22 protein-coding genes are annotated in these 26248 nt (G+C 44.5%); 11 read left to right on the forward strand and 11 right to left on the reverse strand.

Going from position 1 to position 26248, the window contains the following annotated elements:
• Positions 1-82: 82 nt before the first annotated feature.
• The gene (locus LKE40_03495) at positions 83-991 is read left to right on the forward strand and encodes an NAD(P)-dependent oxidoreductase (GenBank protein ID MCH3916533.1); all 909 of its coding nucleotides are present in this window, start codon (positions 83-85) and stop codon (positions 989-991) included.
• Positions 992-2311: a citrate synthase gene (locus LKE40_03500; GenBank protein MCH3916534.1), complete on the forward strand. Its 1320-nt coding sequence runs from the start codon at positions 992-994 to the stop codon at positions 2309-2311. It begins immediately after the preceding gene.
• A 357-nt stretch (positions 2312-2668) separates the two neighbouring features.
• Here LKE40_03500 and LKE40_03505 read toward each other — a convergent pair whose 3' ends face one another.
• From LKE40_03505 to LKE40_03515, 3 genes are all read right to left on the reverse strand, one after another.
• Positions 2669-4624: an aconitate hydratase gene (locus LKE40_03505; GenBank protein MCH3916535.1), complete on the reverse strand. Its 1956-nt coding sequence runs from the start codon at positions 4622-4624 to the stop codon at positions 2669-2671.
• Between the two features lie 58 nt (positions 4625-4682).
• Positions 4683-4907, reverse strand: a complete 225-nt coding sequence (locus tag LKE40_03510) for a hypothetical protein (protein MCH3916536.1) — start codon at positions 4905-4907, stop codon at positions 4683-4685.
• A 70-nt stretch (positions 4908-4977) separates the two neighbouring features.
• A complete protein-coding gene (locus tag LKE40_03515; GenBank protein ID MCH3916537.1) occupies positions 4978-6165 on the reverse strand; it encodes an MFS transporter in 1188 nt (395 codons plus the stop codon).
• A gap of 128 nt (positions 6166-6293) precedes the next feature.
• On the opposite strand from LKE40_03515, the gene LKE40_03520 reads away from it, so the two are divergent.
• The 3 genes from LKE40_03520 (at position 6294) to LKE40_03530 (ending at position 8970) form a co-directional block, all read left to right on the forward strand.
• The gene (locus tag LKE40_03520; protein MCH3916538.1) at positions 6294-6755 is read left to right on the forward strand and encodes a divergent PAP2 family protein; all 462 of its coding nucleotides are present in this window, start codon (positions 6294-6296) and stop codon (positions 6753-6755) included.
• Between the two features lie 372 nt (positions 6756-7127).
• Positions 7128-7577 (forward strand): MarR family transcriptional regulator, encoded by a 450-nt coding sequence (locus tag LKE40_03525; protein MCH3916539.1) that lies wholly within the window; start codon positions 7128-7130, stop codon positions 7575-7577.
• Between the two features lies 1 nt (position 7578).
• Positions 7579-8970 carry an MATE family efflux transporter gene (locus LKE40_03530; GenBank protein MCH3916540.1) on the forward strand — a complete coding sequence of 464 codons (1392 nt, stop codon included), beginning with the start codon at positions 7579-7581 and terminating at the stop codon, positions 8968-8970.
• Between the two features lie 153 nt (positions 8971-9123).
• On the opposite strand, the gene yicI is transcribed toward LKE40_03530, so the two are convergent.
• From yicI to LKE40_03555, 5 genes are all read right to left on the reverse strand, one after another.
• Positions 9124-11145 carry an alpha-xylosidase gene (yicI, locus tag LKE40_03535; GenBank protein MCH3916541.1) on the reverse strand — a complete coding sequence of 674 codons (2022 nt, stop codon included), beginning with the start codon at positions 11143-11145 and terminating at the stop codon, positions 9124-9126.
• A 6-nt stretch (positions 11146-11151) separates the two neighbouring features.
• The gene (locus LKE40_03540) at positions 11152-12021 is read right to left on the reverse strand and encodes a carbohydrate ABC transporter permease (protein ID MCH3916542.1); all 870 of its coding nucleotides are present in this window, start codon (positions 12019-12021) and stop codon (positions 11152-11154) included.
• The gene (locus LKE40_03545) at positions 12018-12917 is read right to left on the reverse strand and encodes a sugar ABC transporter permease (GenBank protein ID MCH3916543.1); all 900 of its coding nucleotides are present in this window, start codon (positions 12915-12917) and stop codon (positions 12018-12020) included. The genes LKE40_03540 and LKE40_03545 overlap by 4 nt, the downstream gene beginning before the upstream one ends.
• A gap of 88 nt (positions 12918-13005) precedes the next feature.
• On the reverse strand, positions 13006-14358 hold the full coding sequence (locus LKE40_03550; protein ID MCH3916544.1) for an extracellular solute-binding protein: 1353 nt from the start codon (positions 14356-14358) through the stop codon (positions 13006-13008).
• A gap of 292 nt (positions 14359-14650) precedes the next feature.
• The gene (locus tag LKE40_03555; protein MCH3916545.1) at positions 14651-15667 is read right to left on the reverse strand and encodes a LacI family transcriptional regulator; all 1017 of its coding nucleotides are present in this window, start codon (positions 15665-15667) and stop codon (positions 14651-14653) included.
• A 211-nt stretch (positions 15668-15878) separates the two neighbouring features.
• On the opposite strand from LKE40_03555, the gene LKE40_03560 reads away from it, so the two are divergent.
• The 4 genes from LKE40_03560 (at position 15879) to LKE40_03575 (ending at position 21372) form a co-directional block, all read left to right on the forward strand.
• Complete coding sequence (locus LKE40_03560) at positions 15879-18302, forward strand: glycosyl transferase (protein ID MCH3916546.1); 2424 nt, start codon at positions 15879-15881, stop codon at positions 18300-18302.
• A 325-nt stretch (positions 18303-18627) separates the two neighbouring features.
• The gene (locus LKE40_03565; GenBank protein MCH3916547.1) at positions 18628-19227 is read left to right on the forward strand and encodes a hypothetical protein; all 600 of its coding nucleotides are present in this window, start codon (positions 18628-18630) and stop codon (positions 19225-19227) included.
• A gap of 319 nt (positions 19228-19546) precedes the next feature.
• Positions 19547-20320, forward strand: coding sequence for a transporter substrate-binding domain-containing protein (locus LKE40_03570; GenBank protein ID MCH3916548.1), 774 nt, complete (start codon positions 19547-19549; stop codon positions 20318-20320).
• Between the two features lie 110 nt (positions 20321-20430).
• Positions 20431-21372: a DNA repair protein gene (locus LKE40_03575; protein MCH3916549.1), complete on the forward strand. Its 942-nt coding sequence runs from the start codon at positions 20431-20433 to the stop codon at positions 21370-21372.
• Positions 21373-21447: 75 nt separating this feature from the next.
• On the opposite strand, the gene LKE40_03580 is transcribed toward LKE40_03575, so the two are convergent.
• Positions 21448-22647 carry an L-serine ammonia-lyase gene (locus tag LKE40_03580; GenBank protein MCH3916550.1) on the reverse strand — a complete coding sequence of 400 codons (1200 nt, stop codon included), beginning with the start codon at positions 22645-22647 and terminating at the stop codon, positions 21448-21450.
• Positions 22648-22808: 161 nt separating this feature from the next.
• Positions 22809-23165, reverse strand: coding sequence for a hypothetical protein (locus LKE40_03585; protein MCH3916551.1), 357 nt, complete (start codon positions 23163-23165; stop codon positions 22809-22811).
• A gap of 395 nt (positions 23166-23560) precedes the next feature.
• Between LKE40_03585 and LKE40_03590 the strand changes: the two genes are divergently transcribed.
• Positions 23561-24511: a DUF368 domain-containing protein gene (locus tag LKE40_03590; protein ID MCH3916552.1), complete on the forward strand. Its 951-nt coding sequence runs from the start codon at positions 23561-23563 to the stop codon at positions 24509-24511.
• A 312-nt stretch (positions 24512-24823) separates the two neighbouring features.
• Complete coding sequence (locus tag LKE40_03595) at positions 24824-25063, forward strand: hypothetical protein (GenBank protein MCH3916553.1); 240 nt, start codon at positions 24824-24826, stop codon at positions 25061-25063.
• A gap of 123 nt (positions 25064-25186) precedes the next feature.
• On the opposite strand, the gene LKE40_03600 is transcribed toward LKE40_03595, so the two are convergent.
• On the reverse strand, positions 25187-26056 hold the full coding sequence (locus LKE40_03600; protein ID MCH3916554.1) for a radical SAM protein: 870 nt from the start codon (positions 26054-26056) through the stop codon (positions 25187-25189).
• Positions 26057-26248 lie beyond the last annotated feature (192 nt).

Consider the following 26248-nt stretch of genomic DNA (forward strand, 5'->3'; position numbering starts at 1 on the left):
ATGTTATTTTTTTGGGTCTTATGTTCAAAATCACACGGTTTGTGATAAGATGCACACAGTAACGCAATGGAGGATGCAAAGCATGGAGAAAAAACATATCGGATGGATCGGAACAGGTGTCATGGGACTGAACATGGCTATGCGATTGCTTGATGCTGGCTATGCGCTGACCGTATATAACCGCACGGCATCAAAAGCCCAGCCTTTGGTAAAGAAAGGCGCAAGGCTTGCGGTATCTCCTGCAGAAGTAGCAGAAACAGCAGATATTGTTTTTACCATGGTAGGTTATCCAAAGGATGTCAACGAAGTTTACTTTGGAAGCAACGGTATCTTCAGCACTGCAAGAACCGGTCAGTTACTGGTCGACATGACTACTACTGAACCATCCTTGGCAATCAAGATTGCAGAAAAAGCAGGTGCAATAGGCGCAGCAGCACTGGATGCTCCTGTATCAGGTGGAGATATCGGCGCGCAGAAAGGTACCCTGTCAATCATGGTCGGCGGTGAAGAAAGTGCTTTCAGAGAAGCCCTTCCCTATCTGCAGGTCATGGGAAAGAATATTACCCTCGAAGGCAAGTCAGGTGCAGGACAACATACAAAGATGGCCAACCAAATCGTCATTGCAGGAACAATGGGTGGTGTATGTGAAGCCCTGTTGTATGGCAGAAAGGCCGGACTTGATTTGACAAGGCTGGTCGATACCATCAAAGCAGGAGCTGCCGGTTGCTGGACCTTGGACAACCTGGCACCAAGGATAATTGCAGGGAATTATAATCCCGGTTTCTATGTGGATCATTTTGTAAAGGATATGGGCATTGCCCTTGATGAGGCAAAAAGGATGAAACTGAGTTTACCGACGCTGGCATTGGTAAACCAACTGTATGTTGCCATGCAAGGACACGGAAGAGGCAAGATGGGAACACAAGCCCTGGTCCTTGCCTTGGATGATCTCAATGGATCAGGGCTGTTTGGCCTGAAGGAGCAGAAATAAATGGAGCTGAAGGAAAAAGGCGCACATCTTAGTTGGGATGGGAAAGAATGTGATCTTGGATTGATTACAGACAACATGGGCGGCAAGGCAATTGATATCTCCAATCTGAGAAAAGATACAGGACTGTTGACCTATGATCCGGGATTCATGAATACAGGCAGCTGCATGAGTTCCATCTGCTATGTAGATGGTGAAAAAGGCATACTCAGATACAGAGGCTATGACATTCAGGACTTGGTAGATCACTGTGACTTCGTCGAAGTAGCCTATCTGTTGGTAAAAGGAGAATTGCCTACCCTCCATCAGCGGCACGAATATCAGGAATTGCTGAACAAGCATTCCATGCTGCATACGGATATGCAGCTGTTTTTCAGAAATTTTCCACAGAATGCCCATCCTATGTCAATCTTGGCTTCTATGGTCGCGTCCCTTTCAGCTTTTTATCCTGAGATGAGCGGAGATGTAGATCCTGAAGAGAACATAGACCTTACGGTGACAAGACTTCTGTCAAAGATGAGGACAATTGCCGCTTTTACCTACAGGCAGATGCAAGGTCAGGATGCAATACCACCTTCCTACAAGTACACCTACTGTGCGAACTTCCTCAACATGATGTTTGCTTCACCCGTGATAAACTACACACCAAACCCTGTACATGTAAAGGCCCTCAACCAACTGTTGATCATCCATGCAGACCATGAACAGAACTGCTCGACAAGTGCCGTAAGATTGGTTGCTTCAAGTGGCGCAAACCTCTATGCCAGTGTCGCAGCCGGTTGCTGTGCACTGTGGGGCAGCAGACACGGCGGTGCAAACCAGGCAGTGCTTGACATGTTGGAAAGAATCAACAAGAACGGACTTTCCATCAAAGACGTCATCAGCATGGCAAAGGACAAGAATTCGAATTTCAGGCTTTCTGGATTCGGACACAGGGTGTACAAGACCTATGATCCAAGGGCAAAGATAGCAAAGAAACTCTGCAATGAAGTACTCGGAGAAGAAGCTCAGACAGATCCTTTGCTCAAGATTGCACAGGAACTTGAAGATGCGGCATTGAACGATCCCTATTTCCAGGAAAGGCATCTTTATCCCAATGTTGACTTCTACACCGGCATCATTTTCCATGCCATGGGAATTCCCTCAAGCATGTTCACGGTGTTGTTTGCCATGGGACGTCTCCCTGGCTGGATTGCCCACTGGTTGGAATGGAGGCACGATCCATATCAGAAGATCGGACGTCCACGCCAAGTATACTGCGGACCGGTTGCAAGGAAAGTCATTCCTATTGAAGATCGGTTCAGCAGCAATGAAAAGCAGTAGGAACAAAGACTAGTTACGTCTGATACAGAACGGGGTTGTTGCAAAAGTCACAGATGACAAAGCAACAACCCCGATATTTTGGTATTTCCACAGTGCCATAGAAGAGAATCAAATCTTTTTCGATAAGCTTGCAAAGCGAAGGTACGTCCAAGACGAATGAACATAGAATCAAAACATACAACAGGCAGGCGGCATTTCTTGGAAATGCCCTCACCGTATCTATAAGTTTCAGCTAATCCAGGCACATAGGCTTGGGCCAATATCTTGAAGGACAATAATAAAAGGAGCCGATGCAAAACTTCTGCAACAGCTCCTTTCTTATGCAAGATCAGCCATACGGCCGACAAGCAAATCTGCTTATTTGTCTTTCATATCACTGCGGATGACATTGAGCAATCCTCCGGCCAGCAGCATATCAAGCTGAGGACGGGTGATTTCACATTTCATCTTTACGTTTCGGTCTCCGATACGAACAACAAAAGGTGCTCCTTCCAAGCAAGCCATCGTAACCTGATCCTGTACGTCGTCAATCTCAATGGTCTCACCCTGTTGGATCGCATCATAGTCGTCCTTAGAGAAGAACGTAAGCGGCAAAATACCGAAATTGCACAAGTTGTTCTGATGTATCCTTTCGATTGAAAGTGCCAATACGGCCTTTACTCCCAGATACATCGGGCAGATTGCAGCATGTTCCCTGCTGGATCCCTGCCCATAGGAAAGGCCTGCGACAATGAAATTGTCAATGCCGCTGTCACGGTTTTCACCGCAACGGTCACTGAAAGTAGGATCGACACCCTCGAAGACAAAACCCGCATATACAGGTATGTTGGAACGATATTTCAATCTTGGGCCAGCCGGCATTATATGATCGGTGGTTATCTTGTCCCCTACCTTGATCGTCACGACGCCGGAAAGTTCCTTTTCCAACGGACCTTTTGCCGGAGGCTCTCCGATATTCGGTCCTCTAAGAATTTCAATATCGTGTCCGTCCTCAGGAGGGAAGATGAACATTGAATCATCGTAGTGGAACTGTTCCACTTCTGCTGCTTTCGGATAGGCAATGTCAGTGACCGCAAGAGGATCAGTAAAACGACCGGTAAGGGCAGCAAGGGCAGCTACTTCAGGACTGACGAGATAAAGCTGTCCACTCTTGGTACCGCTGCGTCCCTCGAAGTTCCTGTTGCTTGTCCGAAGGGAAACACCATTGGTAGGAGGACTCTGGTGGTTACCGATGCAGAACCCACAGGCACACTCAAGAATCCTAGCACCACTCGCAATCAACTTTGTCAGGCTCCCGTCCTCACTGAGCATCTCAAAGACTTCACGGCTCCCTGGTGCAATACCAAGGCTGACCGTCGGATGGACCGTATGTCCTGCAAGGATATCTGCAACCCGCCTTATATCCACATAGCTGGAATTTGTGCAGGAACCGATAAGTACTTGGTCAACCTTCTTGCCAGCCAATGATTTGATGGTGGCTATATTACCAGGACTATGCGGGCAGGCACACAAAGGCTCCAATGCAGAAAGGTCAATCTCAAACAGACCGTCATATACAGCGCCGCTATCCGCAGACAGAGGAGTATAGGCTTCTTCCCTTCCCTGAGCCTTCAGGAATTCATGGGTCTTTTCATCACTCGGAAAGATACTTGTTGTTACTCCGCATTCGGCACCCATATTGCAGATGGTAGCACGTTGAGGTACTTCCAGAGTCGATACGCCTTCTCCTGTATATTCAAACACACAATTGACATTACCCTTGACCGTAAAGTGTTCAAGTACCTTGAGAATTACATCTTTTGCACTTACCCACGGTCTAAGCTGGCCCTTGAGCCTGATCTCTATCACTTTCGGAGCTATGATGTGGAAAGGCTTGCCAGCCATGGCAACAGCAACGTCAAGGCCACCGGCTCCGATAGCAATCATCCCGATTCCACCGCCTGTCGTCGTATGGGAATCACTTCCCAGCAAAGTCTTTCCTGGCACGCCGAACCGTTCAAGATGTACTTGATGGCAGATTCCGTTGCCTGGCCTGGAAAAAACGATACCCTTATTTGCCGCAATGCTCTGCAGATACCTGTGGTCATCGGCATTTTCAAAACCTACCTGAACCGTATTATGGTCAACATAGCTCACGGCCAGTTCATTTCTGACTTTATCCAATCCCATGGATTCAAATTGAAGATATGCCATGGTTCCTGTTGCATCCTGAGTCAGTGTCTGGTCAATCCTGATGCCGATCGGTTTTCCGCATACAAGTTCACCTTCTTCAAGGTGTGCACGCAGAATCTTTTCAGTCAATGTCTGTGCCATTCTAGAAATCTCCTATGCCTGGAGTATACAGGATAAGCAACTGATAATGCAACTTACCTCAACATTCCCACTTGATATCTATATCGGAAAACCAAAATCTTTTACAGAACACGGCAATATCTTTCTCAGTCCGGATAATCCCATACGGAACGAAATGCCCGTTTGTCTTGTCCGTAAGGCCAAATTCCTTTTCCCCGGTACAACCACCTACCCGTATCGTCGGAACCTGACGTGCCAAATCAAGTATCTGGCATTTCTCCTTACTCCGTCGCAAGAAGGACATATGCACCCCCTTTTCATATCCTCCAATCAAGCAGACCATGCTATATGGAAAAAAAGACAGGTCCCTTCCATCATACCTTTTTCTTCCGTTTGAGCAAGAAGATAACCAGCTGTACCATACAGACTATTGCAAGAATAGCCGAAAAAATCAGCATCATGGAAGGATAATCGAACCGATCATAGAAATCACCACCCAAGGCGCCACCTACGATGATCCCTATATTAAGCACGACTTCATGGATAACCATTCTTCTTGACCGATTGACGGAACCACTTGCTCCGTGAAAAATTGATTCAACATAAAGAAAAGCATAGAAGATACCCAAAAGGAAGAAGAAAACTATCAGCAGGCCAAATGAGGTCACCCCGTTGAACACCAAAAGCAAACCTGCAATCGCCATCTGGCTGAGAATGATATACCTGAACTTGAAATGCCAGAACTCAGTTTGTCCCAGCAGCATAAAAACTGCACAGCTTACTATGCCACGGATCAGCAGAAGAATACCGGTAGTACTCTCTGTCCATCCTAGGACTTCTCCTGCATAGAGAGGAAAGACCGTCTGGACACCTGTCAGGGCAACATAACCTACAAATACTCCCACCCAGCAGAAGTAACGTAGGATAGTTGATCTGTCCTGCATTGCCGCCTTGCCTACATAAACTTTTTCACTGTCAAAGGTACGGATCTGCGGCACAATGATGGAAGCAACGAAAAGGAAAATTGAAATTGAAAGAAACAATGCTGCTGCTGTAAAAAACGGCAGTTTCGTGTTTCTTTCTACCAGCAAGGTACAGACATAGGGAGCAATACCAGCCCCCAGGCTCCATGAAAAATTGAACTTGCTTATAGCTTGGTTCAGGGGCTTTCCTTCCTTCCCTCTTGACAGCCACGCTTCTATGCTCGGCCAGATCATACTCTGGGCAAATCCATAAAGCACGAGAAGAGGCCAAATCAACGGCAAGCTGGTACACCATGCTATAAGAAGCATGACAACGACCAGGCCTATCAGGCCAACAAGAATGACATTACGGGGTCTATGCCGTTCATAAAAAGAAGCAAGTGCAATACAGGCAATACAATAAGAAATTGCAGCAAGGCCTACGGCAATGCCGATCAGGCCAGCCGGCATATTGAACATAGTCCTGAAATGGTAAACAAAATCCAAGTTGACCATGTTGATGGCCAGTTCAGTTATTACCGAAAGCAGCATGAGCGTACCCAATTGTACGGTATCAATCCTCTGTCTTGAAAGTTCCATTATTCTCTCCGATAGAGAGGGAGTTTAGTACCAAAAATCAGGTTTGTACAGCAAAATATAAAAGATTTCCTATATCATATTATCAGAACATCCTTGTGTAACGAAAACAAAAGCTATAGATTGGAAACATGGAAAACAATCTGTTGCACAATGCTCCTTTTTTCAGCGCTCTTGTGGCTTGCCTATTGGCCCAGTTGCTCAAGCCGTTGGTATTGATGGCGACAGGTGAAAAATTTGACCGCAAGATGCTTACTACCACCGGTGGTATGCCCAGCAGCCATACTGCAGGAGTCATTGGCTTGGTAACCAGTGTTGCCATGACCAATGGTATTGCTTCAAGTGAGTTTGCCATCAGCTGTGTCTTTGCAGCCATTGTCATCCATGATGCAATGGGTATACGGCAGGCAGCAGGGAAACAGGCAGAAGTCATAAACGAGTGGAGCAAGCTGCTCAGTAGCCTTACAGATGGTACATTTACCCCCGCAAACCTGAAAACCATGCTCGGACATTCCCTCCCTCAGGTATTTTTCGGAGCTGTGCTCGGCCTGATCGTCGGCTTCCTGCTTACCTTCTTCTGGCCGTTCGGATAAAAAAAGACTCAGAAGATTCAAACAGAAGCAGACATGTGTTCCTCCAAACTTGATTTCCTGCGGAAACGCGACCGTAGCTCGCATTTGTTCGGATGGTTTTTCAGCCTTGTCTGATATGTAGTTGACAGCATAGGAGATGTAATAATCCTGCTACTCTTTGCCGACTCATCAAAACAATAGTTTTTCAAGGAATCATTCCTTTGACTTGGTACTAAAAGCGAATCCAGCAAGTACCATATCTCTGTTTTTTTCAAATAAATGCAATATTCCCCTTGACAATTTATTTCGATTTCGTAATATTCATACTACATCATATAGTACGAATTCGTACTAGTCAGCAACAGAAACAATGGACAGAACAAAATACAGACAATGGAACAGATAGACAAAAAATCAATACACAGGCTTATCTATCTTTTTCCAAAACTAAAACGGAACCTCAACAAGTTTCTTTTGGAAGATCAAGATAAAAGACAAGGATTAAGCAAACTGCAGACATCAGCGGTACTCATGCTGATGTTCCATGGCCCTTCGCGTATGAGTCTCCTGCAACAACGTCTTGCAGTTCCTCCCAGCACGCTGACCAGTGCCATCGATTGTCTGGAAAAGAAAAAACTAGTAAGGAGAATCCACTCATTCGAAGACAAAAGGGTATTGATGGTAGAACTTACAGCAGAGGGTACTGAAATCGGATGGAAACTCAGGAAAGAAAACAACGAAATCTTCAAACAGAAAATAACTAAGTTAAGCGCCGAGGAACAGGATGATTTCTGGCAAGCAATAGAGACGCTTGAGCGTCTTATCAAGAAAATCGGAGAATGAAATGGAACAAGACAAATCATCATTCCTTGGAACGGAAGATGTAAAATCACTACTTTGGCGACTTTCGCTTCCGGCATTCATCGGCATGGGCAGCAATGCATTGTACAACCTGGTCGATACCATTTTTGTAGGAAGGGGAATGGGAGCGACAGGTATCGCAGCCTTGAGCATTGCGTTTCCGATGCAGATGCTCATCGGGGCCTTTTCCCTTACTTTCGGAGTAGGCGGTGCCTCATTGATGTCCATCAGATTAGGACAAGGCAATGAAAAGGCAGCAAAACAGATTGCAGGCAATTCCTTCGTATTCGGAGAGATAATTGCCGTACTTCTTCTCTTGTGCACATATCTGTTCATGGATCCGATACTGAGGATACTGGGAGCATCCCAACAGATTGCGCCTTACACACAAAGCTACCTTTCGATCATCATGATCGGAGGTATACCTCTCACCTTCTCCATGATTACCAACAATCAGCTTCGGGCACAGGGTGACGCAAAGGACGCTATGAGTACCATGCTTCTGGGTACATTCATAAACATAGCACTTGATCCCATTTTTATATTCGGGCTGAAAATGGGTATCAGAGGAGCAGCTCTGGCAACTATCATCAGTCAGTTTTCCAGTGCAGCGCTTGCAGTATATTTCCTTGTATCGGCAAAGAAATCATTGAAACTTGACAAGACATCGTTCATTGTAAAATGGGAAAACCTGACACAAACCGTCTCACTCGGCATGGCAACTTTCATCAGACAAATCGGCATGAGTCTTGTTGCTCTGGTAGTCAATCTTTCCCTTGCCAGATATGGAGGAGACATGTCCATAGCGGCCTATGGTATGATCAACCGGTTGACAGCATTCTTTACGATGCCTCTTATGGGCATAGCACAAGGACTGCAACCTCTCGCCGGCTATAATTTCGGAGCAGGCAAGTACGACAGGATGAAAAAGGGAGTACAGTACAGCATTGTTGCAACAGGTACGCTGGCGCTCATTACCATGTTCCTGTGCATACCCTTCCCCACACTGATGCTTCGCCTTTTTACAAACAACAGCCAATTGCTGGCATTGGGAGGTTCAGCATCACGGATTATCTTTGCAGCCTACCTTTTCGTTGCATTGCAGACAATCGGTTCAACTTACTTCCAGGCCATAGGGAAAGGAGGCAAGGCAATGTTGCTCAGTATGTCCAGGCAAATCCTGACGTTCATTCCTTTGATCCTTTTGCTTCCCAGGTTCCTGCAACTGGAAGGTATCTGGCTCTCTTTTCCTCTTTCAGACTTCCTCTCAGGCCTTCTCTCCATCATTCTGATGTCAGTAGATATGAAGAAGTTAGGAAAACAAAGGAATATCCCGCCATCTGGCATCGTTGGTAAGGTAATGGAAAAGGAATAAAAGTACATGGCCCCTATCAGGAGACAAAACACTATAGACAACTGTTTGTTCAACTGTGTAAAGCAATGGATATAAGAATTACTGCATATTAAGAGAAACATGCTGCAAGCACCTAGTGTCCTGCAGCATGTTTTATATTCCAATGACAGGATTTTACCCTAATACATACTGTTTTCTATCGGCTTTTATCCAAACAGGCAAGCTGGTCACAGGATATGTTTCACGGTACCACCGACCTTCTGATTCTACCGTACGCCTGTCCAAGGCATGGACCCAAACTCCCTGAGGCAGATAATATTCTACCGTTCCGTCATAGGTAAAAACAGGAGCAACAAGCACGTCCGGCCCCAGCATATACTGACGGTCAAGACCGGTACAGGTAGGATCTTCAGGATATTCCAACATCATTGCGCGAAGTACAGGAACGCCGGTTTCATGTGATTCGACTGCACATTGCATCAGATAATCTGTCATTTTACGTTTCAATGAAAGGAAAATCCGAGCAACCTCGCTCGCTTCTTCATCGATGCTCCAAGGCACACGATAGGAATTGCTGCCATGCAGGCGGCTATGTGAACTGAGCAAGCCGAATTGGAGCCATCGCTTGAACACCACAGGATCTGGCTTCCCTTCGAATCCACCGATATCATGGCTCCAGAAACCGAACCCACATAGACCAAGGCTCAATCCTCCTCTCAGAGATTCGGCCATCGCCTCAAAGGTAGATTCGCAGTCACCACCCCAGTGGACAGGAAACTGCTGGCATCCTACGGTAGCACTGCGCGCAAAGACACAGGCTTCACCCTTGCCTTTCTTTTGCTCCAGCAACTCAAATACCGTCTTGTTGTACAAGTAGGTATAGTAATTGTGCATCCGAGCAGGATCACTGCCATCACGGTAGACTACGTGTTTTGGAATTCGTTCTCCGAAATCCGTCTTGAAGCAATCAACACCAAGATCAACCAACTCAGCCAATTTTTGCTGATACCATCGGCATGCCTCAGGAACTGAGAAATCCACGATAGCCATTCCTGGTTGCCACATATCTGTCTGCCAGACATCGCCATTTTCCTTAGTAAGCAGATAGCCGTTCTTTTTACCTTCTTCAAAAAGCCGGGACCGTTGGGCAATATATGGATTGATCCAGAGACAGACCTTGATGCCCCTATCATGAATCCGTCTGATCAAGCCTTTAGGATCAGGGAACATAGCTGAATCGAACAGAAAATCCGTCCAGTGAAATGCCCGCATCCAAAAACAGTCAAAATGAAACACGGAAACAGGCAGATGACGCTTTTCCATACCATCGAGAAACCCCATGACGGTCTTTTCATCATAGTCAGTAGTAAACGAAGTCGAAAGCCAAAGACCGAACGACCATTCGGGAGGCTTTGTCGGTCGTCCGGTCAGCGCAGTATAGCGTTCAATGATATCCTTCGGTGTCTTTCCACCGATCATATAGTAGACAAGCCGTTCTCCTGCAACGCTGAATTGAATACGGGAAACCTTCTCACTTCCGATTTCAAACCCTACCTTATCGGGAGTGTCAACGAACACCCCATAGCCTGCATTGGTCAGATAGAACGGAATGTTCTTGTATGCCTGTTCGCTTGCCGTTCCTCCGTCCTGATTGTCAATGTCGATACTCTGTCCGTTCTTGATGAACGTGCCGAAACGCTCTCCTAAGCCATAGACGCATTCACCGACGCCGAGAGTCAACTCATCCTTGATGAACTGTCCTCTCTCTGCGTCGTCCATATAAGCCGTAGACTTCTCCCTGATGTCAGTCAGAGCCTGTCCGGCATAGGACCAGTGGCCGTTCCACGAGGAGCAAAGGGCCAAGGCAACACTAAGGTTACCAGACGAAAAGTGCACATCTGCATTGTTTATGGCAATTTCCGGTTTTATCGATGTATCAGCAGCAACGGAAAAATTCGGTCCACATTCCTTCGTCCCGGCAAAATGTGTTACAGAAACCCGTATGACGTCACGGCACGGAGCCGTATAGGTAATGGTAAGCATGGAAACATCATTGCAGTCACGTCGGGATCGGATTGCCTTTGATGCTGCATAGACAGTCAGGGACGTATCGGTACGTTCTGCCTCAACTGCCTCAACAGCAAATTTCGCAGTGACTCCCTTTCGCAGAAGCCAATATCCATTGTTAAATCTCATTGTTTGCTACCCCTTGATCGCACCAGCGACCATTCCTTCAATTATTTTCTTACTGAACAGGAAATAGAAGAGAACTACCGGTGCCATGGTAAGGAGCATGGCAGCCATCATCTTCGGATAATTCGAATTGAATTGCCCGGTGAACTGTGTCATCGCAAGAGGAACAGTCTTGTAATTGATGTTGTTGATCAGCACCAAGGCAAACGAGAATTCATTCCAGCAGGCAAAAGTCTGGATGATGGCAACGGTCACCAAAATCGGCATGCAGATCGGAAGCAGGATGGAAAACATTGTCCTGACGAATCCGTACCCATCGATTGCTGCAGCTTCCTCGAATTCCTTCGGGACACTGAGCACGTATCCATGGATCAAGAAAACGGCAATAGGCAAGCCGAATGCTACATAGGGAATGATAAGCGTATACCATTTATCTCCGATACCGAGCCTGTTGAACACAACATAGATAGGGACCAAAAGTGAATGGATAGGGATCAGCAAACCAAGCAACAACAGCAAAGAAAAAATCTTGCTGCCTCGGAATTTCAGCCGCCCGAGAAGGTAACCAAGGACATAACCGAACACGATAATCAGAAGAACAGCAAAGACAGTCGTACGGAAACTGCTGAGAAGCGCTGTCCAAATATGTGCGTCACGGTCATTTGCAACAGCAACGTAATTATCAAACGTCGGTTTGGCAGGAAGAGAGATGATATCGAGCTGGAATGCCCGTTTTTCCTTGAGAGATGAATAGAACATCCAAATCAACGGAAAAATGCAACTGAACGAAAAGATAATAAGTATGGCATTGATGAAAAAAGCTCCGACACCACGACCGACACGCATGTCATTTGAGGAGTGAGAATTCTTTCTGCTCATAATCCAGCCTCCTCTTTGGAAAAATAGTTAAGCAATGCTCTGGAACCAAGGATAATGGCAAGGCTCAGCACAAAGATACCAATAGAGACCGTACTGCCATATCCCATATTGGACTGACGGAAAGAAACGGTATATGCATAAAGTGCCATGACGTTTGAAGCCGTACCAGGACCTCCGTTCGTCATAATATAAATATGGTCAAAAGCTTTCATATTGCCGGCAATACAAAGCGTAATGCAGACAAAAATCATGTTTTTTGTCAGCGGCAGCACAATATGGACAGCACGCTGGAAACCACTCGCACCGTCAAGTTCGGCACTTTCAAATATTTCCTGGGGAATTGCAGCAACTGCTGAAAAAAGAATTACCATATAATAACCGATGAACTGCCAGATAAGCGGCAAGGAAACCAAAATCAATGCAAATTTTGGTTCATTAAGCCAGACAGACACAAGATCACTTCGTCCGATGGCTTTTAGAAACCAATTAAGAAGACCATACCGATAATTATATATCATGGACCAAATAAATCCGATGGCAATTGCGGAAATAGTACTGGGAAAAAATGCCAGAGTCCGATGGATACCCTTCAGTTTCACAAAACGTGACATAATCATCAGCACAAAGACAAAGGCAAGGCCAATCTGACCTATGATACAGACTACAACCAGATAAATATTGTGACCGAACGCCTGCCAGAACAGTTTGTCATGAATCATGGAGATATAATTCCCCCATCCGATGAACGTCTTCGCAGGCCCCCCTTTCCATTCAAAGAAACTGTAGAATACAGCAACGACCAAGGGTATAAAAACTGAAAAGATATACCAAGCTACCGGTACAAGCAGTAGCAAGAATATCGTTGATTTTTTCGGTCGTATCATGGTATTGAGCATGGATCCCTCCTCCCAGGACAACAAGCGGTGTCTGTGGATAATCCGTAATCCACAGACACCTTTCGGCTTCCAATGGAAAACTGTCAGGTTATTTGTACACTTCCTGATACTTTGACTGAGCATTAGCCGCAACCTGCTCAGGAGTCATATCACCGTTAAGCATTGTCTGCAAATCGGTATTCAAGACATCGATGACTGCACTGTTGATATAGGAATCATAGATTTCACATCCAGGATTCTCATAATAGTGATAGAAATCGACAGTAAAGGAATCAAGTTTGCTCATATCAACGGCATCAGCCTTGGTAACACAGCTAAGCGCAAAGTTCTGAGCGACATAGTCAGCATACTCGGTACCTGTCAGATACTCGATCAAGTCAATGCAGGCAGCCAGTTTTTTCGGATCTGAAGCAACTTTAGAGTTGATAGCCAAACCATATCCCTGCCCGGTATCGTGAGTCCTGTAGGAAGCAGTGGCACCTTCAGGTTGCGGAAGAACCGCAAAACCGGTGTTGTCCACCAAGTCCTGGTCCGCGTTTGCCTGGATGTAAGATACATCCCAGTTACCACAGATTACTGCTGCAGACTGACCAAGGATATAGTAGTCATTTGCATCATTGTTGCTGACAACGTTGAAGTCAGGATTGAAAATACCAGAGCGGAAAATGTTCTGGGTAAAGCGCAGGGCATCAACAAACTTCTTGTCAGTAAATGCAGCTCCCTTGTTTTCAATCAGGGAATATGTCCAGTCAGAACCGGTAAAACGATCACCGATCGTAGAAAGGAAGCAGGAGTCTATCTGCCATTTATCCTTGTTGCCAAAAGTAATGACATATTTGTATCCCTGTTTCTCAAGAGCGGCTTTTGCTTTGATCAGTTCATTCCATGTCTCAGGGAACTTGTCATAACCGGCTTTTTTCCAAGCCCTCTTGTCATAGCAAATTACAGCACAGGTTCCTTCAGTAAGAGCCGGAATTGCATAGCGTTTGCCATCTGAGGTAAACGTATAGAACTTACTTTGGTCATATCTATCGGCATACGGAGATGAAGCAATGGCATCGGTCAGATCTGTGAGCAATCCCTGCTTTGACCAAGAAGCGGTGTTCATCCCTTGCAGCATAAATACATCGGGAAGATCATTTGCAGCCGAAAGTGTTGCAATTTTCTCCTTGTATTCGTTGTTTGCCAGAACATTCTGAACCAAATTGATTTCAGGATGCTTCTGCTGATACTGTTTGATCATGTATCGAAACCCGGTTGCTCCACCATTTCCGTTCGACTCTTCCTCAGCAGTGGAAAAATGCATCATGTTGATATCACCTGAATACGTTCCACTGGCTGTAGCTTGCGGAGCTGCCGTTTCTTGCTGTCCATTGGCAAATGCCAACCAAGGGCTCAATGCAAGCAGGATTCCAAACGTGCATGTAAGTCTTTTGTTCATTATAAACCTCCTATAAAAGCCAACAGTACTGTATTGATAAAGGACTGTCGGCAGTTTTCTTGTTTTCTCACAGAAGCCGCATCAACTGCTTCTCCTATGTCCCCTTGGTAATCAGGAAACGACATTTCCTGACCACCATTACTGAGAGATTGAACGGCACTCATTCCACAACATCGAGCCCTGTTATGCCGGCTCCATGGTCATCGGAATAACCAATTTACCTAAACAGGACGCATCTGCTGCAGACTGGACCTTGTCTACTTTATCATCCGCTATCAATTCCCCCCTTGCGTCACGCATCAACAAGCAAATTCCTGACAGAATGCCCCTCCAGCAACTGCCCCTTCACCCAAATCTCCTTGGGTAAAAACCCTTTCGGATGTTCTATCTGCCCAATCAACTCCCCTGCCATTTCACGTCCCATCGTCATGCTATCCTGCTTATAGGTCACAAGCGTGGGATGCATCAACGTCGAAAGGAGTATACCGTCATAGCCTACTATACTGATGTCTTTGCCGATCTCAAAACCAGATTTCTGCAGGTAACGGATCCCTCCCAAGCTGGCAAAATCATCAGGATAGAATATGCAGGTTGGAGGTTGAGGCAAGGCAAGTAAATTTTCTGTAGCTTCCTCACATATCTTCGGGTCGTGATATCGTCCATCAACTATGAAATTATCAGGAATATCAACTCCCCATTGCCTGCAAGTAGTAAGAAAAGATCCCAGCCGCCGTTGATTAACTATGGTACTTTCGCCATGGATTATGGCAATCTTACGGTGTCCTCTCTCAAGTACATACTTGGTAAGTTGTGCCATCCCTTCGATATTGTCACTCCTGACGACCGTATGTCCTTCATAATGGAAGTCTAATGTCACCGTCGGTATCGGACTATTTACAAGCTTGAGTACATCAGGACGGGTAAAATCAGCGGAGACGATAGCCACTCCATCCAAGTTCCTATAGAGGGTATGTTCGTAATAGTCATTTTTTCCTCCCAGGTTCCGGCTGATGAACGTAATATCATACCCTTTTGCCTCAGCCGTTACCTTGAGGCTCTCAAAGACCGTTGTAAAGAACTCATGCTGCAAGCCACTTCCTGTCGTATCCTCAAACACGACTCCGATGCTATAGGTACGGTTGGTCTTCAGGGCACGGGCAGCAGCATTCGGCCGATAGCCCATGCGCATGGCAGTGTCCTTTACAAGTTTCTTCTTTTCGCTGCCGATTTCGGGACTGTCGTTGAGAGCTTTGCTTACTGTAGAAAATGAAACATTACATTCTCTGGCTATGTCCTTCATCGTGACCATCTGCCGATTCTCCTTACTACATCGTTGTAGTAAATTTAGTATATATCGTTTGAACAAGATGTCAAGATTTTTTTGTTTTTTAATATTTTCTTTACTATATCAAAATTATAAGATTCTACTTTACATGGAAAAAAAATGAACTTATAATCTAGACAATCACTACTACATCGTTGTAGTACTATAGGTACAAAAAAACTCAGGGGGTATTGGAATGCAGTACGGTCACTTTGATGACAGCAAAAGGGAATATGTGATAGAGACTCCGATGACTCCGCTTCCATGGATAAATTATCTTGGCAACAAGGACTTTTTCTCCTTGGTTTCCCAAACATTGGGGGGATTCACCTTCTACAAAGATGCAAAACTCAGAAGACTTACCCGCCATAGGTATAATGACGTGCCTAGGGATAACGGAGGAAGACTCTACTACATAAAGGACGGAAATACCGTCTGGAATCCCGGATTCCTCCCCTCCAAGACCCCGCTTGACAGTTATCGGTGCCGCCATGGCTTAGGCTACTCAATCATTGAATCAAAGAAAAATGGAATCATGTGTTCCGTCAAACTGTTCAATCCACTGGATAAAGCAGTTGAAATCAACCAAGTCAAATTGGAAAACAAGAGCTCGACAAAAAAGAACATTACCTTGTTCTCGGCTCTGGAATGGTGTTTCTACAATGCAGAGGACGATGCAACGAACTTCCAGCGAAACTGGAACATTGCAGAAGTTGAAGTCGAGGGAAGTACCATCTACCATACCACAGAATATAGGGAAAGACGAAATCACTATGCATTTTTTTCCGTCAATTCCGGCATTTCAAGCTTCGATACCGACAGGGACCATTTCCTTGGCACCTACAATGGATGGGACAAACCCGATTCAGTAGAAAAAGGAGAAGATTCATGCAGCATTGCGCATGGATGGGCTCCCATTGCCAGCCACTGCATACACATTTCCCTTGCCCCCGGAGAATGCAGGACTTTTGTCTTCCTCCTAGGGTATGTAGAGCAAAAAGAATCGACAAAGTTTTCTGCGCCAGGAAAGGTCAACAAAGACAAGGCATACAGAATCATCGAATCGTACGACAGTGAGGAAAAGGTCCAAAAAGCTTTCGGATCGTTGCAAAAATATTGGCATGGCATGCTTGGACATTTCCAAATCACTACCGACGAGCCAAAAGTAGACAGGATGGTCAATATCTGGAACCAATATCAATGCATGGTAACCTTCAATCTCAGCAGGTCAACAAGCTACTATGAAAGCGGACTTGGCCGAGGCATGGGATTCCGTGACAGCTGTCAGGATATCTATGGTTTCGTACATATGGCTCCGGAAAGGGCACGGCAAAGGATTCTCGACCTGGCCTCAGTCCAGTTTGCCGATGGCAGTACATTCCATCAATATCAGCCTCTCACAGGAAAGGGAAATGCAGATATAGGAGGTGGTTTCAACGATGACCCGCTATGGCTCATTGCTTCCACAATCGCCTATCTGAAGGAAACCGGCGATTTTTCAATCCTTGACGAGTCTATTCCCTTCGTAGACAATAACATAGGAACGACTACCCTACTCATGCACTTGGAAAGAAGCTTCAGCTTTACCCTCAGCCACAAGGGTCCTCACGGACTGCCCCTGATCGGTAGAGCCGACTGGAATGACTGCCTTAATCTCAATTGTTTTTCCACAGAACCGGGAGAGTCTTTCCAGACTTGTTCCAACTATGACAGCGGCAAAGCCGAATCGGTTTTCATTGCCGGCATGTTCGTTCTCTACGGACGGACATATGCCCAGCTACTTGACAGATTGGGCAAAAGCAAGGAAGCCCAGGAAGCAAGGAACGAAACAGATGCAATGGAAAAAAAATGCATACGTTATGGCTGGGATGGAAACTGGTTTATCAGAGCCTATGATGCGCTCGGTGGTAAAGTCGGCAGCAAGGACTGTGCCGAAGGAAAGATTTTCATAGAACCCCAAGGGTTCTGTACCATGGCAGGAATCGGAGAAGACGAAGGACTGGGGAAAAAGGCAATGTCCTCAGTCTGGCAATATCTGGTAAATGACTTCGGGATTGAACTGATTGCACCGCCCTATTCCACTTATCACGAAGAACTGGGAGAAATATCAAGTTATCCGCCAGGATACAAGGAAAACGGTTCCGTATTCTGCCATAACAACCCATGGGTTATTCTTGCAGAAAGCAAACTTGGACATGGCAATGAAGCCTATAGCCTCTATTGCAGGAACAGCCCGGCTTTTACGGAAGAAAAAAGTGATATACATAGAAGTGAACCTTATTGCTATAGCCAAACCATTGCAGGAAGGCAAGCGCCTACATACGGTGAAGCGAAGAACAGTTGGCTTACTGGTACAGCCGCATGGTCCTTCGTTGCAGTCAGCCAGGGAATCTTCGGTATCAAACCGGACTGGGACGGGCTGCTCATTGATCCATGCCTGCCGGACTCAATCGGCTTCTGCCGCATTATCCGTCAGTTCCGCGGGACGACCTACGAAATATCAATTGACAATAGCACCCATTCAGGTTATCAGCTGACAGTAGACGGAGAAAGGGTTCATGGAAAACTTGTCAGACATAATGCAGAAAGGAAAAGAGTCGACATAAAGCTTTCCTTATGACGCCGAGAACCGCTTCCTTTCCAATATAGCGACTTAAAAACACAGCTCTTATAAATTTGTCATTCGGTATCTGCTGGATACTGGATGACTTTTTTGCCAGATACCTTTAATCAATAGTAGCATTTTTAACAATATAATTATATACAATACATAAATATAGATATGATATATTTAAAATAATCTATTTATAAGAATTCAAACGAAGAGTGACTTTATCACATAACAATAACATTTTCCTTGATTTATACCTCTTTATGCTATATGTTTAAGATGTAGTTAATAAGTAATACATAATAATATATTTTTAGTAAGGAGGACTTACGACATGAAGAGATTTTTAACACTGTTTTTAGCCATAGCAACAACAGCAACTGCTGCCTTTGCAGTTGAATTTGACAGTTACTTCGGTTGGGGAAATACTGATTCAAACCAGACTTCCGCAAATATTTCCAGCAAAATTGAAATCAACACTACCGTAACATCGACTCCGATTTCTACTACCTTGTATTATGAGGGTGATACTGATGAGATTGATTTGTCTGACTATGATGCATCCAATCCCTACCTGATTACCTTGGATGATAACGCGATTGCAACAGCAGGAAATACAAACCATTTCGTGATAAAGGCATCAGGAAACCAAACCACTGATACGGATTTTGATATCGATGTAACGGCAACCCCCTTTTATACTATCAGGACTACCGGTGGAAACATTGAAGAGCACGATGAGCAGGCTGTCAATGTACAGTTCTTTGACCCAGCAACGGAAGATGAAATCACTACGCCAAGTACTCTTACTCTAGCCGCTGGCTATCGGGACAAGACACCCATCACAGATTTCAATCTTTCTTGGGCGGACAATCCCAATCCGGATGCAGGCGATTACCAAAGTGATGTCACGGTTTCCCTTACTGAAAATTAACCTGATAGAGTAGTTTGTAGTACGTAGAACCCAGTACCTGTCTGTGAAGCTTCACAGGCAGGTACTCCTTTTTCTTTTCACAAGTAAAATCTTGGTACTGGATATACTTAATCCACTTAACGACATGCAAGGCTACAACTATGGCAAGTCAATACATTGTTTTAGTATTTTATCAGTATTTTTTTTGATATTTATGCAATTTTATCAATTTGTTTTGGATATGATTGACAATACATGTATTTTTATACATAATCTATGCAGAAATCGAAAGACACAAATCCCTTGTAAAACAAGGGAAAGAAGCAAGGAGATGGAAACAATGAAAAAAATCACACTGGCAGCAATCCTGCTGCTTGCTTTGGTAACGACCCAGGTGTTTGCCCAAGGCGCCAAGGAACAGAAAAAGGATGACAAAACCATCGTAATGGCATCAAACTGCGAATGGCCTCCTTTGGAATTCGTAGACGAAAACGGCAAAATAACAGGTTTTGAAATCGAACTGCTGCAGAAACTGGGAGAAGTAACAGGTTACAATTTTGTCGTCAAGAATGTTGCTTGGGATGGTATTTTTGCAGGTCTTGCCAACGGAGCTTATGATGGTGTAGCTTCCGGAGTATCCATTACAGAGGAAAGAAAACCCAAGATGGAATTTACTGATCCTATCCTTGATGTCACACAGGCAATCATTTCTCCGATCGGTGCAAAAGATGCAGCAAAGGACATCCAGGGACTGGTCGGGAAAAGAGTCGGTGACCAAATGGGTACGACAGGTGACATCGCACTGCATGACAGCGGACTCAATATCACCATCAGAGGATATGATTCAATCGGCCTTGCAGTAGAAGACCTTCTGAACGGCAATCTTGACTGTGTCGTCACTGATAGTGTCGTTGCAAGTGAATATGTCTTGCAGAACAAGAATTATAAGGACAAACTTGAAGTATCAGGTATAGCAAGTGATATTACTGAGCCAATTGCAATGTGCTTTCAGAAAGGCGATACTTTCCATACCCAGATCGTCAACGAAGGACTCAAGAAACTGAAAGCTGACGGGACGCTCAAGGCTCTCAAGGAAAAATGGAAATTGCTGTAAGAAAGCAACAATTGGTTTTATTTTGCATTATAGGAAAGCAGGGACGGATGCCCCTGCTTTTTTAGGTCCACTTTCTTGAAAGCCATACGCACATCGGTTATGGTAGTGGCATGCAAGATACAGTTTCCCTTCTTTCTCCATTTCTGCAGGACAAATTCGACAAAGAAAATTCAGAAGATTTGAAACGTTTCGCAGACAAGGTCCTTGCTTTCCGAATGGCTCATGGACGCCATTTCCCATGGCAGGAAACTTTTGATCCTTACAGGATACTTGTCTCTGAAATCATGCTGCAACAGACACAGACAGAACGGGTCGTTGCAAAATATCAAGCCTTTACGGAGCATTGGCCGACACTCGAATCATTGGCAAAGGCCGGTGTAGACGAAGTCCTGCCGTTATGGAAAGGTCTTGGATATAACAGACGTTGCCTGAATCTCATCAAAGCTGCCAAGATGACAGAAGATTTTGGATATCAAATCCCGGATGACCCGACATTCATTTCTTCGCTGCCTTCCGTAGGCCCAAGTACAACAGCAGCGCTGCTGAGCTTTGCCTTCGGACATCCTTCAATCTATATCGAGACAAATGTCAGGACCGTTCTGTTTACCTTGTTCTATCCACAGACAAAAAAGGATGAAAAAGTAGCTGAAAACCAACTCACTTATGGTAAAAAAGCCACCATAAGTGACAAGGAATTGAAATCCTTGCTGGAAAACATCCTTCCATTTGTTACAGATACAAAGCAATGGTACTATGCACTGCTGGACGTCGGTGCCCAAATGAAAAAGGAACTTCCTCCAGATACTGCAAGAAGCAGCCACTATCACAGCCAAAGTCCTTTCAAGGGTTCTGATCGCCAGTTACGAGGACAAGTACTCCAACAAATCATAGACAAAGGTCCCCAGACGGCAAAACAATTATTGACGTGTCTCGCAGAAAAAGGGTGGGAAACTACCAGGATCAGCAAAGCATTATGGACCTTACTCCAGGATGGTCTCCTTTGCAAAGACCCAGGAGACCGCTATGGTCTACCAAGGAAACAAGACGACTGAACAAAAGCAAAGCTATACTTTTTGTCCTATCATAAACAAACCTATAGCAGTAGGAGGGAAAGGCCCCTGTTGTTTTCATTGTACATTGTCCCTGAGGGAAGCAAGGCCAGCAAGACTGGTTTCCCTATAGAGAGACGGAATCGCCTGCCCCGTTTCCATCATGACCTTGATGACATTGTCAAAGGAAACCTTGTGCCGTCCATCACCTAGCTGTGCATAAGTCGAAATATCCAAAGCCCGCATGGCAGCCATGGCATTCCGTTCGATACAGGGAATCTGCACAAGCCCCAGCATAGGATCACAGGTCAGGCCAAGGTGATGTTCCAGCCCCATTTCTGCTGCATATTCTATCTGATGGTTGGTACCACCAAGCAGTTGTGTCGCAGCAGCACCGCCCATGGCACAGGCTACACCTATTTCCCCTTGGCAACCTACTTCAGCTCCGCTGATCGAGCCATTGGTCTTCACAAGGTTGCCGACAAGTCCTGCCGTCAGCAATGCCCGCAAAATACGGCTCTCAGCAATTCGTAGATTATTTTTCATGTAATACAGGATACTTGGAAGCACACCGCAACTACCGCAGGTAGGAGCGGTCACTATTTGCCCGCCGCTTGCATTCTGTTCACTTACAGCGAGGGCATAAGAAATCAATTCAGCACTTCTTCCTGCACGACCAGAAAGTCTTTGGGCCTTTGCATGATACTGGGCAGCCTTACGTTGCAACCGCAACCCGCCGGGAAGTACCCCTTCATTTGAAAGGCCTTCCTTTACTGCTTTGCACATCACATCCCAGACTTCTTTCATATAGTCCATTATGTCTGCACCTTCGGCATGAAGCACGAATTCCCATAGCTGCAGGCCTTCTTGGTCACAATAGGAAAGTATTTCCTGCATTGAGCACAACTGTGCAGGATATAGAGAACTTTCCGGCTCCATAGGTTGCCCCTCTTCAACAATCCTGCCACCGCCGACACTGTAATAGGTTTTTTCACCTTGGTCAGAGACAAAGGTCACTGCATTTGGATGGAAAGGTTTGAATTGGTCAGGATGCCAGATAATCTCAACAGGTTTCTTCGCGTCAGCAAATACTTTCCTGATTGCCTGGTCGGTCAGATGGCCTTTCCCTGTTGCAGCAAGAGAGCCAAAAAGAAGTGCCTTGCATTCCTTGGCATCCGGATATTTTTCCAAATAAGCCAATGCCGCAGCCCGAGGCCCCATGGTATGGCTACTGGAGGGACCGGTACCGATACGATATAAATATCTGAGACTTTCCATAGCCAAAGCATACTCGAAAAAAGAAAAAAAGATAATATATCTATAATTTTTTCCAAAAGAATAAAGCGAATAAACAAAAACCAATTGATTTTGGAAGCAAGGACACATCATAAAGTTCCCTTCATACGGTCTTGACAGAAATTGCTGTCAAATTTGCTTTACTATCTGAGCACCAACATAAAGATGCCGGTAACAAAGAGCAATGCGAAGACCATGATCGAAAAAGTACGCTGGTCCGCCTTCTTATGGATTGTTTCCCCTATGGCAATCCCGACTGCCAGGAACGGCAACATCCACAGGATCGTCCTGAACGTATGGGTTGTAAAACCTGAGTCCGGGTTGAAGTACGTCAGGATGAAATGATTCTTCAGTAAGATTGTAATATTGAATATGTAATGGATGTCATTGGCAACCAAGTCTGGCAGTTGCTCAAGAAAGCAAAATACCTGAAAAATTCCTTGGAGTTGCAGAAACCCCTTGTCCAAGTAGATGTAAAGAAGGAGGCAGTTACGTATCATTCTGGAATAACTGGATTGGTCAATTATCCAGTGACAGAAAAATTGGAAATGGACAAAAGAGGATTCTTCCCGCAGGTGAAAGTTTTTTCTACTGGCTATAAATCGATCAGGACTCAATAAGGAGCCGTAGATTTACTTATGAAAGAGTTCATGTCAACTTAAAAGTATAATCAGAATCAATCGACAGCATTTTTGCAGATAAAGCAGCGGTCTGTTTTGTACACTTCAATTAATATATGTAGCTATTTTTTATTAAAATTCATTATATAAAATGGTTTTACATATACAAAATTCAATTATTTATGAGTAATAAAAAATTATATTAGAATATTTTTCTCACTTCTATATCCAAAGTAAGATTGAATCTGTCGCCGCAAATTCCTATACTGTTGTTGATGAACAATCCATCATATGAACTGAAACAGCGGCAGAAACTTACTGCCCTCATAATAAATATGGCCAGAGGCTTTTCAATGGCTCTGGCAGATAGTATTCCCGGAATTTCAGGCGGAACGATAGCGTATATCCTTGATTTCTATGATTTATTCATTGATTCCCTGTCAGCGCTTTTCGGTCGGAATGCCGAAAAACGCAAAAAAGCAATCCCTTTTCTCCTGCAACTCGGCCTCGGATGGGTCATCGGATTGTCTCTGTGCATCTTTTTCCTTGCACTTATGTTTGAACGCCACATCTATCCTATGAGTTCTGCACTCATCGGCCTCACGGTTTTTTCGATTCCTACAATCTGCATTAATGAGCATATGATGCTTATAGGCAAGAAAAAGGAAGGAATCAAGCGAGTGGCAATGCTACTTCTAGGTATTGCCATCGTTGTATTGATTACTGCAGCGAATCCTACTTCAGAAAGTAGATATGCATTGACAAAACTTACGTTCCCACTTGCCTGTTATCTGTTTTTAGGAGGTATGGGAGCGATTTCGGCAATGGTACTGCCCGGCATTTCTGGTTCATCGCTTATCATGATCATGGGACTATATCTCCCTGTAATCACAGGTATACGGTCTTTGATGTCAGGTAACATCGCATTTTTCCTTCCGCTGTTCTGCTTCGGATGCGGCATCATTGCAGGGCTTCTCACCACTGTAAAACTTGTACAGTATTGTATCCAAAACCATCGGAGCAGTACCATAAGCCTCATCCTTGGCATGGTAATCGGAGCAATCTATTCCATCATCCTTGGGCCGATGACCCTGAACCCGCCGCAACCTGCTTTGTCTTTCGGAACCTTCTCTATCACGGCTTTCTTAATCGGCGGAGCAATTATCCTGTTGATCAACTACTTTTCTTCCTTGCATGCAAGGAAGTCTGTACTAAAAAAAGAATAACAACTTTCAAATCATTTATCATATAGAGCAACCGGCAAATAATACCGGTTGCTTTTTAATTTCATCTTAGTCCTTTTTCCCACATCATCTTTTATCAAACTACCCAGTTTTGTCAAAAAACATAAAGAAAAGGGAAAATCCATTGCAAAAACCACAACTTATACAAACTTATAACATACATTTTCACATGCAAAATCGTTAATTTTAGCTTAAAATTGGCTATTTTTATAAATATGTATAAAAATCTATAAAAAATAGCTTGACTTATACAAACTTTGACCATACACTATAAATACGAGGACAAAGAAAGAAATGAGGAAATTCATAGGAGCGATGATGTTGATGCTGACACTGGCATTGGTTGCAGTTTCTGCCGAAAGTGTGCACATCAGACTCGTTGCCTATGTTCCTGAGACAGTGACGATTAGTCAGACTTCCAAGGGTGTGGATGTCAATGTCAATACACAGAATGCTTCTTATGGCTTCTATGATGGAAACGGCAATCTGACTGATGCAAAGAATGCTTCAGTATTTATGATGACTGCCACTTAGAATTGAAGAATATCGTAAGGTAAAGATAAAGCTTGCAAACTGAGAAGGTTTTCGAAAGGGAAATTCGAAAACCTTCTTTTTATAGCTACACAAAACCATACACTATGAAACCAAACTTTGATCTCAGAACAACTCCAGTTGTCTGTCCTGGGGCTTTTCCTCAAACGTGCGAAGGTATGTAAATATCTGCCTATGATCATGGGCAATACCATTTCGGGCACATCTTTGACGGAACAAGCTCATCAGGTTGGATGCATCAAGACTTTCCAACATATACTTGTCTCCATATATCTGCATATATTTTGCTTTCAAACCAGGAAAAGACCCATCCAGTTGCTGGTAAAAGTAGTCCCGGCTTCCCTCCCTCAATGTCATGCCAATATCCGGACAGACAATTCCATATACGCCAGCCCTTACGCAATATTCCAGAATTCCTGATAGATTGTCTGATGTGTCATTTATAAAAGGAAGAATAGGACAAAGCCATACGACTGTCGGTATCCCAGCTTCCCGCATCCTGAGCAACGTTTCAAAACGCTCCTTCGTCGTGCAGACATTCGGTTCAATTTTCCTGCACAGATTCTCATCAAAGGTAGTCAATGTCATCTGTACGACACATTTTGTCCTTTCATTTATTTGTCTCAGCAAATCAATGTCTCTAAGGATACAATTGGATTTCGTCAGGATCGTAACTCCGAAACCATATGCATGGATTATGGACAGGGCCTTTCTCATAAGGCCAGTTTCCATTTCAACCGGCTGATATGGATCTGACATGGAACCTGTATGCACCATACGTTTTGTGCGTGCATATTTCAGTGTATGTTCCAACAAAGCAGGAGCATTTGCCTTGATTTCTATATCGTCAAAATCATGTCCCATCTGGTAACAGCTACTTCTTGAATCACAATATATACAGCCATGCGTACACCCTCGGTAAATATTCATTACATTCTTTGCAGATAAAATTCCCTTTGCCTCATGGTAATGCATATGGTGAACCTCCATAAACTACGAACTTTCCCCATAGTTGCTGTAATATCCATCATCCAGACAACTATAAAAACCTGAACTGTTTCTTCTATGATAGCAGATGAAACCAGACAACATATGTCAGGGTTACTAATTTTTTTCTTCTGCATCAATTCCGATACAATAACAAATTCCCATAACCCAAAAAACATC

It is taken from the genome of Spirochaetia bacterium (assembly GCA_022482625.1).
In the GTDB taxonomy this organism is placed as follows: domain Bacteria; phylum Spirochaetota; class Spirochaetia; order Sphaerochaetales; family Sphaerochaetaceae; genus Pleomorphochaeta.